This is a genomic window from Streptomyces sp. AB3(2024) (assembly GCF_041862025.1).
Lineage (GTDB): Bacteria > Actinomycetota > Actinomycetes > Streptomycetales > Streptomycetaceae > Streptomyces.
Window position 1 is genome coordinate 1 of record NZ_JBGWAB010000151.1, and the last position, 17,331, is coordinate 17,331.

Here is a 17,331-nt window from a genome sequence, read left to right on the forward strand (position 1 = left end):
TGCCGTTCAGTTCCTTCTCGATCAGGCCCTCCTGGAGGCCGACCAGAGCGGTGGCGTGCGTCAGGTTCGGGAAGTACCCGATGCGGACCTCGGAGGCGGAGAGCTTCTTGGCGCCGTCGGCGACGTTGGAGGCCGCGGTGTCCTTGGGCTCGTCCTTCTTGGCCTCGGAGCCGTAGCCGCAGGAGGCGAGCAGCAGGGGGAGCGTCGCGGTGAGGGCGATGGCGCGCAGGGCGGTGAGCGGTCTTGCGGCAGACACGGAGGTGTCCTTTCACGGAATGGCGTTCGAGTGGATACGGAGGAGGCGACGCGCGGCCGTCGGTGCGCACGGAGCCCACCTGCGGCCGACGGCGGCCGGGTCGCGGTCGCGGGGCGGAGGAAGGGTGGGGCGTCGGTTGCCGTGGGGTGGACGGCGAGTGAGTCCCTCGCACACCCGCGCTCGAAGGCGACGCGCGGGCGGTGGGGGCGGCCGGGGGGCCGTCCGGCGGACGGCGAGCGGGGCGGCACGGCGCCCCGGCGGTGTTCCGTGCGCGGGGCGAAGGCCCCGCGGACGGTTTCAGGCAGGCTGACACATGGCGCTTGAGGTGCGGACCAGGTCGATGTGGCGGCGGGAGGTCAGGGCCGGCTTCCGGCCCGCGCGGTGCGGTGTACGCATGGCCGCCTCCCCTTGATTCCTAGTTTCCCCACCTGGTTGGTAGGCATAGTGGCAGACGGGGGTTCCCGCCCCAAGAGACTGCCCAAATCGTGGACGCCAGGGTCTCGCGATGCGAGAAATCGCAGGTGGGGTGGGTGGCGGGGAGGATCAGGGATTGGTCCAGGCTTCAGGGGTCCGCGTCAGCGCGGATACGTCGGCGGGCAGGTCGCACGACGCGACGTCGGCGAGCGAGACACCGTCGAGGATCTCGCGCACATTGGCCCGGAGCGCGATCCACAGGGGGAGCAGCGACTCGGCGGGGCCGGTGTAGGAGAGGTCCGGGGGACGGACCCCGCGTACCGAGACGAGCGGTCCGTCCACGACGCGGATGACGTCCGCGATGCTGATGGACCGGGCGGGCTTGGCCAGCCGGTAGCCGCCGTTGCCGCCGCGCTGGCTGAGCACCAGACCGCCCCGGCGCATGTCGTTGAGGATGCCTTCGAGGAACTTGTGCGGGATGTCCTGGGCGTCCGCGATGGCTTCGGCCTTCACCGGCCCGTCGTCCTGTGACGCGGCGAGCTGCAGTGCGGCACGTACCGCGTAGTCCGCCCTGGCTGAGATCCGCATACGGCCATTATCCCGTACGGCTCGGGTCGACGTCCGCCACGGGTGGGCCGCCCGCCGCTGACTGCCGGGCGGGCGCCCGTGCCCGGCGGTCGGGTGGATCCGTGTCCCGCGGGGCCGGCGTCAGTGGAAGGCGGCCGCCACCGCGCGGTGGGAGCCGTTGAGGTAGTGCTCGCCGATGGAACGCAGGCGGTGCGCGGCGGGATGGTGCGCGGTCAGGACGCGGGCGTTGCGCCAGAAACGGTCCAGGCCGGGGGCGTCCGCGAGCTCCAGTACGCGCGCGGTGACGTGCAGGGCGGCCTTCGACGTCACCGTCTCGGCCGTGGCGACCAGGGCGGAAACGCCCGCGGGCTCCTCGGCGTCGAGCTGCGCGCCCGGGTCCAGGGCCTGGGCCATCACCTCCGTCGCCCGGTCGACCACGGCGGTGGCCGTCTGGGCGGCGGAGGCGAGCTCCCCGTACGTCAGGAAGAGGTCCGGGTCCGCACCGGGCAGCCGGTACGCGCGACCGCCCCGGCTGAGGTCGCGTGCCTCCGTGAGCGCGCCCTCGACGATGCCGAGGCCGACGTGGCACAGGGCCAGCCTGAGCGCCGGCTCGGCCAGCGCGGTGAAGGGCGGGGTCGACTCCTCGTCGTGCGGCCGGCGGCCCAGCACCTGTCCCGGTGGGACGGTGACCCGGTCGAGCACGACCTCACCCGCGCCGACGACGCGCTGTCCTAGGCGGTCGTGGGCGGGTTCGACGGTCAGGCCCCGCACGCCGGACGGGATCCGTACGACCAGGACGTCACCGGTGACGGCACAGGAGGCGTCGACCACGATCTGGTCGGCGACGGCCACCGCCGTCTCCACGAACCGGCGCCCGCTCAGCACGTGGCCGTTGGCGCGCGGCCTCAGCGTGAGGTCGGTTCCCTCGATGTCGTCGCCGGACGCGGGAGTGCGTACCGCGCCGGTCCACAGCCAGTGCTCGCGGACCGACTCCTCTTCGAGGGCGGTCGCGTGCTGGTGACCCGCGTAGAAGCGTCCGCTCCAGGCGTGTACGTAGTGGCGGGCGAGTACCTCGCCGACGGAGCTGTCCGCAGCGGAGATCTTCCGTATGACGGTGCATCCGGTACGCCAGTCCGCCCCGCGGCCCGACGCGTACGGGGTGAGGGCGGCCAGCAGCCCGGCCTCGCGCAGCCGGGCCGCCTCGTCGTCCGGCGACCTGCCCGCCTGGTCGCGGGCGATGGCGTCCGCGGCGAGGTCGTCCGCCACGTCGCGGACGGTACGCAGGAGCGCGCGGCGCCGCTCGTCGGCCGGCCGGCGGCCCGCGGTGCTCGGTGTGGTCGGCACGGGCGTCACCGACAGGCCCGGTCGCCGCCGCGCGGCGCGGGTGCTGGGCGGACAGCGGTGCCAGGGGGGATGGCGGTGGTCATGTCGGCTACTCCGGAACGTCGTCGGGCGGCTTCGGCCGGTTGCCGAATCCCCACCTTTCCCATCGGATTGATAGGGATACTTCCCCGAACTCGCCGTCCGGGCAAGAGCGTGACCGGATGATGGACAGTCCGGTCTTGCCATGGAAGATGACATGGGGTCAGGGGCCTTGGCCGCGGCCGCCGGGCCGGTGCTCAGCCCGTCTCGTCACGGATCACGTTGCGGTGCTCCTCGTAGACGAGACGGGCGTCGGCGTCCGGCATCGCCGGGGTCGTCAGGCCGCAGGCACAGGTCACCACGGTGAGATCGCGCGGAGCGCCCGCCGCGCCGTGTCCCCCGGGGCCGGTCCGGGCCGTCCCCGCCGGCCTCTCGTAGCGGAGGTGGTGCGGGTGGCGAGGGGTGCGGGCAGCGGCCGGGGCGATGAGGGAGCCGGTGTCGTCGGGGGTGAAGCGGTGATCGCTCATGGGCCCAGTGTCGCCTGCCGCGCACGGGCGAGGAGCGCACGCGCGGCAGGGCGCGACGGTGGTGTCTTCGAGTTGTACGCGGCCCGTCCCGGCCGCCGTCGGCCGGAGGGGCGGATCCGGGAGGGCGAGAGCCCACGGCCGGGGTGTCCGAGCCCGGGACGTCATCCGGGCTCGGACGCCGGGCTCAGGCGAGGTCGAACCGGTCGAGGTTCATCACCTTGTCCCACGCCGCCACGAAGTCACGCACGAACTTCTCTCCGGCGTCCGCGGACGCGTAGACCTCCGCGACGGCCCGGAGCTGGGCGTGCGAACCGAAGACGAGGTCGACGGCGGTGGCGGTCCACTTGACCTCGCCCGTGGCGCGGTTCCGGCCCTCGAACACGTTCTCCGCCGACTCCGACACCTTCCATTGCGTACCCATGTCCAGCAGGTTGACGAAGAAGTCGTTGGTCAGCGCCTCCGGCCGGTCGGTGAGGACGCCGTGCGGGGACCCCTTGAAGCCGGTGCCGAGCACCCGCATGCCGCCGGCCAGGACCGTCATCTCGGGTGCGGTCAGGGTCAACAGGGCGGCGCGGTCCAGCAGGAGCGTCTCCGGCGACAGCTTCTCTCCCGCCCGGAGGTAGTTGCGGAACCCGTCCGCCCTCGGTTCGAGCACGCCGAACGACTCCACGTCGGTCTGCTCCTGCGAGGCGTCCGTGCGTCCCGGTGCGAACGGCACCGTGATGGCGTGCCCGGCGTTCTCGGCCGCCCGCTCGACGGCCGCGCACCCGCCCAGGACGATCAGGTCGGCGAGCGAGACCTTCTTCCCGCCGGTCTGAGCGCCGTTGAAGTCCTGCCGGATGCCGTCGAGGGTCCGCACCGCCTCTGCCACCTCGGGCAGGTCGTTGACCTCCCAGTCCTTCTGCGGCGCGAGCCGGATCCGCGCCCCGTTGGCCCCGCCGCGCTTGTCGGTACCGCGGAAACTGGCCGCCGACGCCCAAGCCGCGGTGACCAGTTGGGATACGGAGGGTCCCGAGGCGAGGATCCGCTCCTTGAGGGCGGCGACGTCCGCGTCCGAGAGCAGTTCGTGGTCGACCTCGGGGACCGGGTCCTGCCACAGCTGCGGCTCGGGGATCCACGGGCCGAGGTAGCGGGACAGGGGCCCCATGTCGCGGTGCAGCAGCTTGTACCAGGCCTTGGCGAACGCGTCCGCGAGCTGCTCCGGGTTCTCGTGGAAGCGCTTCGCGATCGGCCCGTAGACCGGATCCAGTTTCAGCGAGAGGTCCGTCGTCAGCATCATGGGGGCGTGGCGCTTCGACGGGTCATGGGCGTCGGGCACGGCCTCCCGGGCCGCCGGGTCCGTGGGCTTCCACTGCTGGGCGCCGGCCGGGCTCCGCGTCAGCTCCCAGTCGTACCGGAACAGGTTGTCGAGGTACCCGTTGTCCCACTTCGTCGGCTCGGTGGTCCACGCACCCTCCAGCCCACTGGTGATCGCGTCCGTGCCCTTGCCGCTGCCGCAGGTGTTGCGCCACCCGAGGCCCTGCTGCTCCAGGGGGCCGGCCTCGGGTTCCGGACCGATGCACCCGGGGTCGCCCGCGCCGTGGCACTTGCCGAAGGTGTGGCCGCCGATGATGAGTGCGGCCGTCTCCTCGTCGTTCATGGCCATGCGCTTGAACGTCTCGCGGATGTCCCGGGCGGCGGCGATCGGATCCGGGTTGCCCTCGGGCCCCTCCGGATTGACGTAGATCAGTCCCATCTGCACGGCGCCGAAAGGACCGGAGAGTTCCCTGTCGCCGCTGTACCGCTCGTCCCCGAGCCAGGTGTCCTCGGTCCCCCAGAAGACCTCCTCGGGTTCCCAGATGTCCTCCCGGCCGAATCCGAAACCGAACGTCTTGAGTCCCATGGATTCGATGGCGCAGTTTCCGGCGAACACCAGAAGGTCGGCCCACGAGATCTTCCGGCCGTACTTCTGCTTGACCGGCCAGAGCAGGCGCCGCGCCTTGTCGAGGCTCGCGTTGTCCGGCCAGCTGTTGAGGGGGGCGAAGCGCTGGGCCCCGGCCCCGCCCCCGCCCCTGCCGTCCTCGATGCGGTACGTGCCGGCGGAATGCCAGCTCATCCGGATGAAGAGCGGTCCGTAGTGGCCGTAGTCGGCGGGCCACCAGTCCTGCGAGTCCGTCATCACCTCGAAGACGTCCCGCTTCAGCGCGTCGACGTCCAGGGACGAGAACTCGCGCGCGTAGTCGTACTCCTCACCCATCGGATCGGACAGGGGCGAGTTCTGGTGGAGGACCTGGAGGTCCAGTTGGTCCGGCCACCAGTCCCGGTTCGCCCGTGGGCGGGTCGGGGAGGGGGTCGGGGCGGGGATGACTGGGTTCTCGCTCTCGCTGCCGGACACGTCCGTCCTTCTTTCCTGTCTCGGTGTTCCCCCCGCTGGCTGCGTCCGTATGGTCGCGCACCGCGGACCGTGCCGCACGGGAACACGCAGGCGGCCCCGCACAACTAGCATGCGAAGCCAAAAGACGGAATCCAGTCATCCGTATCTGTACACTGCCGTTTTCCCCGAGCCTGAACAGGTGAACCGATATGAGCGACCTGCTGGAGCGGCTGCGCGGGCGCGGCTGGCGGATGACGTCCCAGCGGCGCGTCGTCGCGGAGGTCCTCGACGGCGAGCACGTGCACCTCACGGCCGACGAGGTGCACGCCCGCGCCGCCCGGCGGCTGCCCGAGATCGCCCGCGCGACCGTCTACAACACCCTGGGCGAGCTGGTCGCCCTCGGCGAGGTCGCGGAGGTCTCCACCGACGGCCGGGCCAAACGGTACGACCCCAATGCCCACCACCCGCACCAGCACCTGGTGTGTTCCGGCTGCGGCACCATCCGTGACGTCCACATGACCGGCGATCCGCTGGAGGGCCTCCCGCAGGAGCAGCGGTTCGGCTTCACGGTGTCCGGGGCCGAGGTCACCTATCGCGGGCTGTGCCCCTCCTGCGCCCGCGGCCCCGGGCCCGATCTGCCGCAGGCCCCGGCCGCGGGGGAGGATCCGGAGCCGGCCTGAGGCCCGTTCGAGGGGGTCACACGCTCACGCCCCCTCCCTCACTGCTCCTGGGGTGGTTTGCCGTCCGCCGCGGAGACCTCGACGAACTCCACGTGCCCCTTGCCGTCGAGGCGCAGGACGGGGACGGCCTTGTTGCGCGGATTGCCGTTGTTCTGGAAGGAGATGAACCCGCTGGCCCCGGCCACCTGCTGGGTGCCGTCCATCTGGTGGAACATCCGGGCCACCGCGTCGCCGACGACCTGACCCTGCCAGCGGGCCGCCATCTGGATGCCGTGCGCCGCGGCGAGCACCGCGTCGTGGCCCATCAGGGCCCCGCCGTCGTCCCGGGTATCGCGCGGGAACCACTGGTCCAGCAGCCCGCCCGGCTGGAAGTTCTTCGCCGACGGCGCGGACACCGCCTGGGGCGCCGAGCGGTACATGTCGGGGTGGGAGAGGCCGGTGTAGAGCACCTCGATGTGCGTGTCGGCGGCGTGGGCGAGCTGTTCGGCGCTCAGATTGGTCGTGTCGTCCCCGGTGAACACCGTGAACTGCTGGTCGGTGCAGCTGCGGTTGGCGAGCGCGTCGAGGAAGTGGGTGAGGTGCTGGCCACGGCCCGCGAAGTACACCAGCTGGGGGCGCTGCTGGCACAACTGGCCGGGCATGTAGCGCAGTTCGTTCTGCCAGGCGCTGCTGACGGAGGAGTCGTAGGTCATGCGTTCGGCGACGAGCCGGTGCTTGTCGCCGTCCTGGAAGGCCTTGGTGAAGGCCGTGCCGAGGGTGGAGGCGTAGAGGTTCCCCTCCGCCACGTCCTGGATCACGACGGCGGTGGCGACGCCGCGCCGTTTGAGGTAGCCGGCTGCCGCGTACGCCTCGTCCTCGTTGGTGGGCGCGATCCGGACGAAGCCGTTGATCCCCTGGATGTTCGTCGCGGTCAGGGTGGCACCGACCATGGCGATGCCGTGCTCGGACAGACGCCTTATGGCCGCGAGGTTCTCGTTGTTGCTGGGGCCGAGGCCGGCCACCGCGACGAGCCGGTCCGGGGAGTCCTTGCGGGCGATCAGCTCGTCGACCGTGTGCTTCCACTGGGTGGACTTGCTGCCCGGATTGGCGATCAGCAGACGGATCTTGGGGGTGGCCGCGAGGTCGCCCTGGTTGTGGCGGAACTGGGCGAGGTAGGCGCCCTGGAGCTCGTGGCGGACGCCCTCGGCCGAGTTGCTGTCGTCGGCGGTGCTGGTGAAGGAGGTGAAGTAGGCGACGCTGACGTACGGTTCCTTGTCCGCGTTGGCGAGGACCCGGCGGTTCTCCTCCTCGATCCTGCGGGTGACCGCGTCGAGGTGCGGGGCGAACACGTAGGCGCCGTCGGTCACTCCGACGCATTCGTCGTCCGGGCCCTGTTCGACGACCCCGTCGGCGCATCTGGCCTGGCGCTCCTGGAGCCAGCCGACCCCCAGCCACAGCGCCGCGACCAGCGCGACCGCGGCGGCGGTGGCGAGGGCGACGCGGCGCACGACGTGCAGGGGCCATTCGAGTCTGGGCACGCGCTCAGCCCTCCCAGCCCGCGGTCTGGGGATCGCGCCAGTGACGGTAGCGCTCCGCCTCGTCGTAGAGGGCCACGATGTCGTTCCTCCGCAGTTGGGACAGCTGCGCGCAGCCGTCGGCGATCAGGTCGTTGAGGCGCATGGCCGGGTCGGCGAGCGGATCGCTCCACACCCAGCGGGTGGTCACCAGGGTGTGGATCACCGACTCGGTGTCCATCACCCGTCCGGGCCGGCGCGGGACGAGTCCGGCGAGGAGCTCCACGGGACCGCTGTCGGTGGGGAGGCGGTTCGGCGCGGCGGTGATCGCGTCGAACTCGGAGATCCACTGCGCGGCCGGTACGGCGGTGAAGCGCCGCGTCAGGTGCGCGGCGACCTCCTCGGTCCGCCCGCGGGCCAGCTGGTGGTACATCTGCTGCACCGGCTTTCCCTCGCCGCGGTAGTACTCGGCGAGGAGTTCGTGCGCCGCGTCCCACCCGTCGGGGCGGGCGGCCAGCCGCCACAGGAGCAGCCGGCGCAGCCACGGGTGCAGTACGGGGACGACGGCGACGGGCCCGGTCAGCAGCCAGCGGGAGCGGATCTCCCCGAACAGGGAGTCGTCGGGGCTGAGCAGCCGGGTGGCGACGGAGAAGTCCCGGGCGGCGGCGCATTCGGCGAGCGCGGCGCGCTGGGTGTCGTCGAAGTCGCGCAGGAGGTGGCCGAGGGCCGTGTCGGCGAGGGTGGCGGACTCCTCCCCGGAGCGCAACGGCCGGTCGGGCAGGGTCCGCAGCCAGCGGTCCTGCCGGGGGCCCGAGTCGGGGGGCGGCCCGGCCTGGCGCAGTACGTCCAGCACCTGGTGGACGGCGCGCGGCAGCCCTCCGGTCAGCCGGTGGACGAAGGAGGTGAGGCGGGTCAGCGGCGCCAGGTCGCCGTTCCCGCCGAGCTGGAGCTCTATCCGGATCCGCACCTCGTCCAGGTTGAGGTCGCGCAGGCGCAACGGGTACCACCAGGTGTCCTCGCTGTCGCGGGTCGGCCGGTGGGCGTTCCAGTCGGACAGGGAGGCCCGGTCGGGGCCGCGCAGCTGCCAGGGCCAGGAGTCGCCGGTGGCCGGGCCCCAGCGGGGCAGCCAGCGGTTGGAGCTCGCGACGACGGTCAGCGGGTCGCTGGCATGGCCGGCCACGACCGTCTCGTCGTGCCGGGAGCGCAGCAGCAGGTCGAGGAAGCGGCGGCCGTACCCGGTGTGCGAGTTGTCGAGGAGCAGCAGGTAGGAGCGGGGCATGAAACTGCGGGCCGAGTTGCGTCTGAGGTCCTCCAGGAACGCGGAGAACAGGACGAGGTCGAGCCGCTCCTGCTCGTTCTCGTCGCCCTCGTGACGCCAGAGGTTGAGCTCCACGAGGGCTTCCATGGGATCCGCGCTGCGGGTCATGGGGTGGCGTCCGTACCAGTGGGCCCCGGAGGTCAGCCGACTGCCCAGCCTGCCGCCGAACAGGCCGGGCATGGTGCGGCGGCCCCGCCGCAGGGCGTCCTGGAAGAGGGCGAGGGCGGCCGTCGAGGCGCCTTCGGGCATCCCGACCGCGCCCATCCCCACCTCGAAGAAGGCGGCCAGGTAGTCGCCGTACCGGGCCTCGTTCTCCTCCTGGAACCGATCGAGCTGGCGCTGCACCGCGCGCCGGCCCTCGGCGAGGCTGCGCATGCGCAGCTCCTGGTCCGAGGCGAGCAGGCCCAGGCTGAGCAGCGGGAAGTGGGAGCGCCCGTAGCGGGGCAGCTTCCGTTCGAGCTGGCGGGCCAGGAGCCCGAGGGCGTAGCGCGGCAGCAGGGACTGGGCCCCGCCGAAATTGACGAAGGCGAAGGGGTAGTCGGGCCCGAAGTGCTCCATCAGCGCGCTGTGCGCCTCGCTGGCTCCGCTGCCCGCCGGCCCGAGGAGCATGGTCAGGGGCCGTTCGGCCGCCGGGTCCTCCTTCAGGCACGCGTCGACGAGCGACAGGATGCCGCTCCGGCCCCGCAGGCCCATGCCCGTGCCCGGCTCCATCACGTGTGATCCCCCCCAGGACGACGCTTCCGAGGAGTAGAGACTGCCATCCGGAGCGGGAGTCAGACAGGGTTTTCCCCTCCTTGATGCGCTCCGGTCGCATCCGCGCGGGTACCGCGGGGCTCCGGAACCGGGGGAGGGGCCGGCGGCCGGCCCGTGCCGGTGGCCCCGACGTGCGCGGCGCGGGCCGCTGACCGAGATTGGAAGTACCCGTTCCACCCGCCCGAGGAGACACCCCATGTCCGCGCAGACCCCCGGGGCCTTCGGCCCGACCGGTGAGCAGTGGGAGCTGCGCCACGGCGGCCAGCGCGCCGTCGTGGTCGAACTCGGCGGTGCCCTGCGCCACTACGAGGCGAACGGCCGGCCCCTGCTGGACGGGTTCGCCGCCGACGCCCCCGTCACCGCCGGGCGCGGGCAGCTGCTGGTGCCCTGGCCCAACCGGGTGGGCGGCGGCCGCTACCGCTTCGACGGCACGGACCATCAACTCCCGCTCAGCGAACCGGAGCACCACAACGCGATCCACGGACTGCTGCGCTGGACCCCCTGGCGCCTGCTCGACCGCTCCGACGACGCGCTGCGGGCCGGCACCACGCTCCACCCCCAGCCCGGGTACCCCTTCCTGCTGGAGGTGACCGCCGACTACCGGCTCACCGACGCCGGGCTGGAGGTCCTGGTCCGCGCCACCAACACCGGCACCACGAGGGCGCCGTACGGCGTGGGGCAACACCCCTACCTGACGGTCGGCACCGGCCGGGTCGACGCGGCGCTGCTCACCGTGCCCGCCCGCTCGTGGCTGCGCACCGACGACGCGGGACTGCCGATCGGCGAGGAGCCCGTCGAGGGCACGGAGTACGACTTCCGCACCCCCCGCCCCATCGGCGCGCGGCACCTGGACACCGCCTTCACCGGACTCGACCGCGACGGGGACGGCCGGGCCGTGGTCCGGCTGGCACACCCCTCGGGGCAGTACGGCACCGACGTGTGGCTCGGCGAGGGCACCCGCTGCGTGCAGGTGTACACCGGTGACACCCTGGCGGAGCCCGAGCGGCGCCGCGGTGTCGCCGTGGAGGCCATGTCCTGTCCGGCGGACGCCTTCCGCACCGGCACCGACCTGACCGTCCTGGAACCGGGGGCCCGGCACGTGCTCCGCTGGGGCCTGAACCCCTGGGGGAGCGCCGACTGAGCGGTACCGGACGGCGACCCGGCCGGGTGGCACCGGCACACCCCACCGTCGGCGGAAAGGCGGCGATCCGATGGCCCGGCACCACGAACCCCCGGCCGGTCGGCGCATGAGTGCGCGGGACTTCCGGGCACTGTACGAGCGGCTTCGCGCGGCGGACCGGTCCGGCCCGGATCCACACGGCCGGATCGGGGCGCTGCGCCACCTGACCCCCGAACGCGTCGCGGCGGCCGCCGCCGAGGTCCGGCTCGGTCACACGGTGTCCCTCGCCGCGCCCATCGAGACCCGGCCGGGTCCGGACGACCCCGAGCCCGCCGAGTACCGGGTGACCGGGCCCGCCCCCGGGGAGGCCACGGCGGAAGGTCTGCACTTCGCCCTCGACCGCTTCGCCATGAACGTCCACGGGGACGCGGACAGCCACCTCGACGCGCTCAACCACGTGATCTACGACGGCGAGCTGTACGACGGGGTCCAGGCCGGGGACACGGCGGCGGCGGGAGCACGCTCGCTCTCCCTGGACGCGGTCCGCGACGGCATCGTGGGACGGGGCGTGCTCCTGGACGTCCCCCGGGCGAGGGGCGTGCCCTGGCTGGAGCCGGGGCAGGACGTGACGGCCGGGGACCTGACGGCCGCCGAGGCCGCCCAGGGCGTCCGGGTCGGCCCCGGAGACCTGCTGCTCGTCCGCGTGGGGCACCGGCGCCGCCGCGCGGAACTCGGGGCGTGGGAGGCGGCGCGTGCGAGGGCGGGCCTGCACCCGGACGCCCTGACGTTCCTGGCGGAGCGCGAGGTCGCCGTCCTGGGCGGCGACGGCAACAACGACACCGCCCCCGGCGCGGTGGCGGACGTGGCCTTCCCCGTGCACGTCCTGGCGGTGCGGGCGATGGGCATGCACCTGATGGACTACCTGGACTTCGAGGAGCTGGTCACGGCCTGTGAACGGGCCGGCCGCTGGAGCTTCCTGTGCGTGGTCGCCCCGCTGCGGCTGCCGGGCGCCACCGGGTCCCCCGTGAACCCGATCGCCGTGCTGTGACGGCGGTCCGCGCCGGTGCCCGCCCCGCCGGGTCGCCGTCCGGGGGAAGGGCGGCTACGTTCGAATGGGCGGACACGCCCCGATTCACGCACCGCGGAACGACAGGTTCTGGCGCGATGGCAGGGCCGCGACCCCAAGGACGGTGGTCGACGTGGGCGACTTCCCCCACTACGACGTCATCATCATCGGGACCGGCGCGGGCGGCGGTACCCTCGCCCACCGGCTGGCGCCGTCCGGCAAACGCGTCCTCCTCCTCGAACGCGGCGGCTACCTGCCGCGGGAGCGGGACAACTGGGACTCCACCGCGGTGTTCGTCAAGGGTAAGTACCGGGCCCCGGAGTTCTGGTTCGACAAGCACGGCGAAGCGTTCCCTCCCGAGGTCAACTACTACGTCGGCGGGAACACGAAGTTCTACGGAGCCGCCCTCTTCAGGCTGCGGCCCGAGGACTTCGGCGAGCTCCGCCACCACGGCGGCATCTCGCCCGCCTGGCCCCTGGGGTACGAGGACCTGGAGCCGTACTACACGCAGGCCGAGCACCTCTACCGCGTGCACGGGCGGCACGGGGAGGATCCCGGAGAGGGGCCGGTGAGCGCGCAGTACGCGTACCCGCCCGTCGAACACGAGCCGCGCATCCAGCGGTTGAGCGACGACCTGGAGAGGAAGGGGCTGCACCCCTTCCACCTGCCCATCGGAGTCGACCTCGTCCAGGACGCCGACGGGCGGGCCGTTCCCTCCAGCGTCTGCATCCGCTGCGACCGGGTGGACGGCTTCCCCTGTCTGGTGCGCGGCAAGTCCGACGCCCAGGTGATCTGCGTGGAGCCCGCCCTGGAGCACCCCAACGTCGAACTGCTCATCCAGGCCCACGTGGTCCGGCTGGAGACCGACGCGACCGGCCGCAGCGTCACCGCCGTCGTCGTCAGGGGCGCCGACGGCTCCGAGACCCGGTTCTCCGCGGACATCGTGGTCGTCTCCTGCGGGGCGGTCAACTCCGCGGCCCTGCTCCTGGCCTCGGCCAACGACCGCCACCCACGGGGACTGGCCAACAGCTCCGACGTCGTGGGCCGCCACTACATGCGGCACAACAACCTGGCCCTGATGGCGGTGTCGAAGGAACCCAACGACACGCAGTTCCAGAAGACCCTCGCGCTGCACGACTGGTACCTGGGCGCCGACGACTGGGACCACCCGCTGGGCGGCATCCAGATGCTGGGCAAGTCGGACGCCGAGCAGATCCACGGCGAAGCCCCGCGCTGGGCCGGCGCGGTCACCCCCGACATGCCGTTCGAGGTGCTGGCGCACCACGCCGTCGACTTCTGGCTGTGCGGCGAGGACCTCCCGATGCCCGACAACCGGGTCACCCTGGACCGCGACGGCGCCATCCACCTCGCACTCGACGAGAAGAACAACACGGAGGGTCTGGAGCGGCTGCGCCACAAGCTCCAGGGCATGCTCGGACACCTGGGCATGCACGAGCATCACCTGCTGCCGCACAGCATCTACCTCCACAAGGGCATGCCGATCGGGGCCACCGCGCACCAGGCGGGCACCGTCCGGTTCGGCACGGACCCGGCCGCCTCCGCCCTGGACACCGACTGCAAGGCCCACGACCTCGACAACCTCTACGTGGTCGACACGAGCTTCTTCCCGAGCATCGGCGCGGTCAACCCGTCCCTGACCGCCATCGCCAACGCCCTGCGGGTCGGCGACCACCTCCTGGCCCGGCTGAGCTGACCGCCCCGCGCCCTGCGCCGACCGGAGGAAGATCCTCAGCCGAACGGCCCAACCGGGGCCCGCCCGGCGGGCCCGCGGCCGCTGCCGCTGCTTATGTGGGCCGTCGGTCGGTCCGGTCGCCCGGGGCCGCGCATCGAGGAGGCAGCACGACGTGGATTCCACCGTGGGCGCACCGCAGGGTGTGATTCCGCCCCATCTGCTCAAGGGACAGAAGGCGCTGGTCACCGGCGCCAACTCGGGCATCGGCAAGGCGACGGCCATCGGGCTCGGCAAGGCCGGGGCCGACGTGGTCGTGAACTACGTGGCCGACCGCGACTCCGCGGAGGAGGTCGTCCGCGAGATCACCTCGTACGGGGTGCGCGCGGCGGCCTACGAGGCGGACGTGTCCCGGGAGGACCAGGTCGTCGCCATGGTGGACCGGATGGTCCAGGAGTTCGGCACGATCGACATCATGGTCGCCAACGCCGGCCTGCAACGGGACGCCCCGTTCACCGAGATGACCCTCGCCCAGTGGCAGAAGGTGCTGGACGTCAACCTCACCGGCCAGTTCCTGTGCGCCCGCGAGGCGACGAAGGAGTTCATGCGGCGCGGCGTGGTCCCCGAGGTGTCCTGCGCCGCCGGGAAGATCATCTGCATGAGTTCGGTGCACCAGATCATCCCCTGGGCCGGACACGTCAACTACGCCTCCTCCAAGGGCGGCGTGCAGATGATGATGGAGACCCTGGCCCAGGAGCTCGCACCGCACCGGATCCGCGTGAACGCGGTCGCCCCCGGAGCCATCAAGACGCCCATCAACCGCGACGCCTGGGACACCCCGCAGGCGCGCGAGGACCTGCTGAAGCTGATCCCGTACAACCGGATCGGCGACCCCGACGACATCGCGCACGCCGTCGTCGGCCTCTGCTCCGACCTCATGGACTACGTGGTCGGGGCCACCCTCTACGTCGACGGCGGAATGACCCTGTTCCCCGGATTCGCCACCGGCGGCTGACCTCCCTCGCCCGTGCGCCGGTCACGGCACTAGCAGCGAAGGCACGCATGCACACCACGGTCCACCTGCTCGCCGACGCCCCCGCCCAGCTGCTCCCCGCCAGGGAGCTGATGGCCTTCACCCTCGCCTCCCACATCATCCTCGTGCCCATGGGCGTGGCCCTGCCGCTCATCACCCTGGTGATGCACTACCGCGGCCTGCGCCACGACGACCCCACCGCCCTCCTGCTCGCCCGGCGCTGGTCGGCCGTCATGGCGGTGCAGTTCGCCGTGGGCATCGTCACCGGCACCGTCCTCTCCTTCGAGTTCGGCCTGCTCTGGCCCGGCCTGATGGGCAGGTGGGGCGACGTGTTCGGCATCGGGTTCGGGGTCGAGGCGTGGGCGTTCTTCCTCGAAGCGGTGCTCATCGCCATCTACCTCTACGGCTGGCGCCGGCTCAAGCCCCGCACGCACTTCCTGCTCGGGCTTCCGCTCCCCGCCGTCGCGCTGATGGGGGCGTTCGGCATCCTGGCCGCCAACTCCTGGATGAACACGCCGCAGGGCTTCTCCCTCGACCCCGAGGGCAACCCGGTCGACGTGAACATCTGGAAGGCCATCTTCACCCCGATGTTCGGGCCGCAGTACTGGCACTTCGTCGTGGGCATGCTGCTGACCGCCGGGTACGTGGTGGCCGGTGTCTACGCGGTCGGCTGGCTGCGCGGCCGGCGGGACCACTACCACCGGCTCGGCTTCGCCGTCCCCTTCACCCTCGCTGCCGTGGCCACTCCGGTCCAGTTCATGCTGGGGGACTCCATCGCCCGGTCGGTGTTCCACAAGCAGCCGGTGAAGTTCGCCGCACTGGAGATCGTCTGGGAGACCGGCACCCACGTGCCCGAGTACATGTTCGGCCGCCTGCACCCGGACGGATCGGTCTCCGGCGGCATCAAGATCCCCCAGCTCGACTCCATCCTGGCCGGCTTCAGCCCGGACACCAAGGTGATCGGACTGAGCTCCGTCCCCGAGAGCGACCGGCCCACGGCCACCCAGGCGACCATCGCCCACTGGGCCTTCGACCTCATGGTCGTGATCGGATCCGTGCTGGTGCTGCTCGCCCTCTGGTACGCGCTGGTCTGGTTCAGGCACCGCCGGCTGCCGGGCTCCCCGTGGTTCTACCGCGGCGCCGCCTGCGCAGGCGTCGCGTCCGTCCTGGCCGTGGAATGCGGCTGGGTCGCCACCGAGGTGGGGCGCCAGCCCTGGATCGTGTACCAGAACATGCGGGTCGCCGAGGCGGTGACCGCGACCCGCTCCACCAGTCTGTGGATCATGTTCGGCCTGGTGGTCGTGGTGTACGTGTTCGTCTTCGGCTCCTTCCTCGCCGTCCTCCTGAAGATGCGCACCGGATGGCGGCTCGCGGACGCGCAGCAGGCGGCCGGCGGTGCGGCGGGGGCGCCGGAGACGGACACCCCGTACGGGCCCCGTCCCTCCGTACCGGCGGGCGGCGCGCCCACCGGCGGCGGATCCGCCCCGTCCGAGGACGGTCGGCCGTGACCGCCGGGCTCATCGCCGTCGTCCTGCTGCTCGCGGTGGCGGCGTACGCGTGTGCGGGCGGTACCGACTACGGGGCCGGCTTCTGGGACCTGGCCGCCGGAGGGACCGAGCGGGGCGAGCGGCCGCGATGGCTCATCGGCCACGCCATGGCCCCCGTGTGGGAGGTGAACAACGTCTGGCTGATCTTCGTCCTCGTCATCATGTGGACGGGCTTCCCGACGTTCTTCCAGACCGTGTTCTCGGCGATGTGGCTCCCGCTCGCCCTGGCCGCCGTCGGCATGGTCCTGCGCGGCGCCTCCTTCGCCTTCCGCAAGGCCGCGCAGCGGCTCACCCGGCGGCGGCAGCTCGGGATCCTGTTCGCCCTGTCCTCGCTCGTCACGCCCTTCTTCCTCGGTGCGGCCGCAGGGGGGATCGCCTCCGGGCGGGCGGCGCCCGGCACGAACGCCTCGGCGCACGTCTGGGTCAACCCCACCTCCCTCCTGTTCGGACTGCTGGCCGTCGCCGCCACGGCCTTCCTCGGCGCGGTGTTCCTCGCCGGTGACGCGCGCCGCTTCGACGCGCCCGATCTGGTCGGCTACTTCCGGGTGCGGGCGCTGGCGGCACTCGGCGCGGTCGCCGTCCTGGCCGTGATCACGCTGTTCGTCACCCGTACGGACGCCCCGTACGTGTGGCACGGCCTCACCCACGGCGCGGGGCTCGTCTTCACCCTCGTGGCCGGGGCGGCCACCTGCGCCAGCGCCTGGCTGCTGACCCGCACGCCGGACATCCGGGTCCGGTTCACGGCGGTGGGGGTCGTCGCGGGGGCGATCATCGCGTGGGGCCTGGCTCAGCGCCCCTACCTCATCCCCACCTCGCTGACCGTCTCCGACGCGGCGGGCGCCCCCTCCACCCTGACGTGGCTGGTGTTCGTGACGCTGGTGGCCGTGGCGCTCGTCGGCCCGGCCGTCTTCCTCCTGTACTGGCTGGACACCCACGGCGAGCTGGAGGAACTCACCGACGCCGACCTCAGGCGCGGCGGCCCCGGCCCGGACGGGACCGCCGGCGGCGGCTGACGGCCCGGCCGCGGGGTCGGCGGGGGGGGCCCGCGCCCCCCCCCCCCCCCCCCCCCCCCGGCCCGCCCGCCCGCCCGCAAAAAACAAATAAAAAAAAAAAAAAATAAAAACAAAAAAAAATTTTTAAATATGTTTTTTG

General features: G+C 72.2%; 14 protein-coding genes and 1 pseudogene. 7 read left to right on the forward strand and 8 right to left on the reverse strand.

The window, feature by feature from the left end:
• From ACEPPI_RS35315 to katG, 6 genes and pseudogenes are all read right to left on the reverse strand, one after another.
• Positions 1 to 256, reverse strand: a pseudogene (locus ACEPPI_RS35315) (sulfate ABC transporter substrate-binding protein); the annotation flags it as partial.
• A gap of 297 nt (positions 257 to 553) precedes the next feature.
• Complete coding sequence (locus ACEPPI_RS35320) at positions 554 to 652, reverse strand: putative leader peptide (protein ID WP_373919349.1); 99 nt, start codon at positions 650 to 652, stop codon at positions 554 to 556.
• A gap of 147 nt (positions 653 to 799) precedes the next feature.
• Entirely contained in the window at positions 800 to 1,258 is a 459-nt protein-coding gene (locus ACEPPI_RS35325) for an Rrf2 family transcriptional regulator (RefSeq protein WP_373919350.1), read from the reverse strand.
• A gap of 120 nt (positions 1,259 to 1,378) precedes the next feature.
• Positions 1,379 to 2,581, reverse strand: coding sequence for an acyl-CoA dehydrogenase family protein (locus ACEPPI_RS35330; RefSeq protein WP_373919351.1), 1,203 nt, complete (start codon positions 2,579 to 2,581; stop codon positions 1,379 to 1,381).
• Between the two features lie 275 nt (positions 2,582 to 2,856).
• Positions 2,857 to 3,126, reverse strand: a complete 270-nt coding sequence (locus ACEPPI_RS35335; protein ID WP_373919352.1) for a hypothetical protein — start codon at positions 3,124 to 3,126, stop codon at positions 2,857 to 2,859.
• A 184-nt stretch (positions 3,127 to 3,310) separates the two neighbouring features.
• Complete coding sequence (gene katG / locus ACEPPI_RS35340; RefSeq protein ID WP_373919353.1) at positions 3,311 to 5,500, reverse strand: catalase/peroxidase HPI; 2,190 nt, start codon at positions 5,498 to 5,500, stop codon at positions 3,311 to 3,313.
• Positions 5,501 to 5,688: 188 nt separating this feature from the next.
• Here katG and ACEPPI_RS35345 point away from each other — a divergent pair, with 188 nt between their 5' ends.
• Positions 5,689 to 6,159 carry a Fur family transcriptional regulator gene (locus tag ACEPPI_RS35345; RefSeq protein ID WP_373919354.1) on the forward strand — a complete coding sequence of 157 codons (471 nt, stop codon included), beginning with the start codon at positions 5,689 to 5,691 and terminating at the stop codon, positions 6,157 to 6,159.
• Between the two features lie 38 nt (positions 6,160 to 6,197).
• On the opposite strand, the gene ACEPPI_RS35350 is transcribed toward ACEPPI_RS35345, so the two are convergent.
• Together ACEPPI_RS35350 and ACEPPI_RS35355 are read right to left on the reverse strand one after the other, a co-directional pair.
• A complete protein-coding gene (locus ACEPPI_RS35350; RefSeq protein WP_373919355.1) occupies positions 6,198 to 7,676 on the reverse strand; it encodes a branched-chain amino acid ABC transporter substrate-binding protein in 1,479 nt (492 codons plus the stop codon).
• A 4-nt stretch (positions 7,677 to 7,680) separates the two neighbouring features.
• Positions 7,681 to 9,681, reverse strand: coding sequence for a hypothetical protein (locus ACEPPI_RS35355; RefSeq protein ID WP_373919356.1), 2,001 nt, complete (start codon positions 9,679 to 9,681; stop codon positions 7,681 to 7,683).
• 238 nt (positions 9,682 to 9,919) lie between these two features.
• On the opposite strand from ACEPPI_RS35355, the gene ACEPPI_RS35360 reads away from it, so the two are divergent.
• The 6 genes from ACEPPI_RS35360 to ACEPPI_RS35385 all read left to right on the forward strand — a co-directional run bounded on the left by ACEPPI_RS35360 (position 9,920) and on the right by ACEPPI_RS35385 (position 17,192).
• Complete coding sequence (locus ACEPPI_RS35360; protein ID WP_373919357.1) at positions 9,920 to 10,864, forward strand: aldose 1-epimerase family protein; 945 nt, start codon at positions 9,920 to 9,922, stop codon at positions 10,862 to 10,864.
• Positions 10,865 to 10,970: 106 nt separating this feature from the next.
• Positions 10,971 to 11,891, forward strand: coding sequence for a cyclase family protein (locus tag ACEPPI_RS35365; protein WP_373919358.1), 921 nt, complete (start codon positions 10,971 to 10,973; stop codon positions 11,889 to 11,891).
• Positions 11,892 to 12,042: 151 nt separating this feature from the next.
• The gene (locus tag ACEPPI_RS35370) at positions 12,043 to 13,623 is read left to right on the forward strand and encodes a GMC oxidoreductase (RefSeq protein WP_373919359.1); all 1,581 of its coding nucleotides are present in this window, start codon (positions 12,043 to 12,045) and stop codon (positions 13,621 to 13,623) included.
• Between the two features lie 151 nt (positions 13,624 to 13,774).
• The gene (locus tag ACEPPI_RS35375; protein WP_373919360.1) at positions 13,775 to 14,614 is read left to right on the forward strand and encodes an SDR family oxidoreductase; all 840 of its coding nucleotides are present in this window, start codon (positions 13,775 to 13,777) and stop codon (positions 14,612 to 14,614) included.
• 47 nt (positions 14,615 to 14,661) lie between these two features.
• Complete coding sequence (locus ACEPPI_RS35380) at positions 14,662 to 16,140, forward strand: cytochrome ubiquinol oxidase subunit I (RefSeq protein ID WP_373919361.1); 1,479 nt, start codon at positions 14,662 to 14,664, stop codon at positions 16,138 to 16,140.
• Positions 16,137 to 17,192 carry a cytochrome d ubiquinol oxidase subunit II gene (locus tag ACEPPI_RS35385; RefSeq protein WP_373919362.1) on the forward strand — a complete coding sequence of 352 codons (1,056 nt, stop codon included), beginning with the start codon at positions 16,137 to 16,139 and terminating at the stop codon, positions 17,190 to 17,192. Before ACEPPI_RS35380 ends, ACEPPI_RS35385 begins: the two co-directional genes overlap by 4 nt.
• Positions 17,193 to 17,331 lie beyond the last annotated feature (139 nt).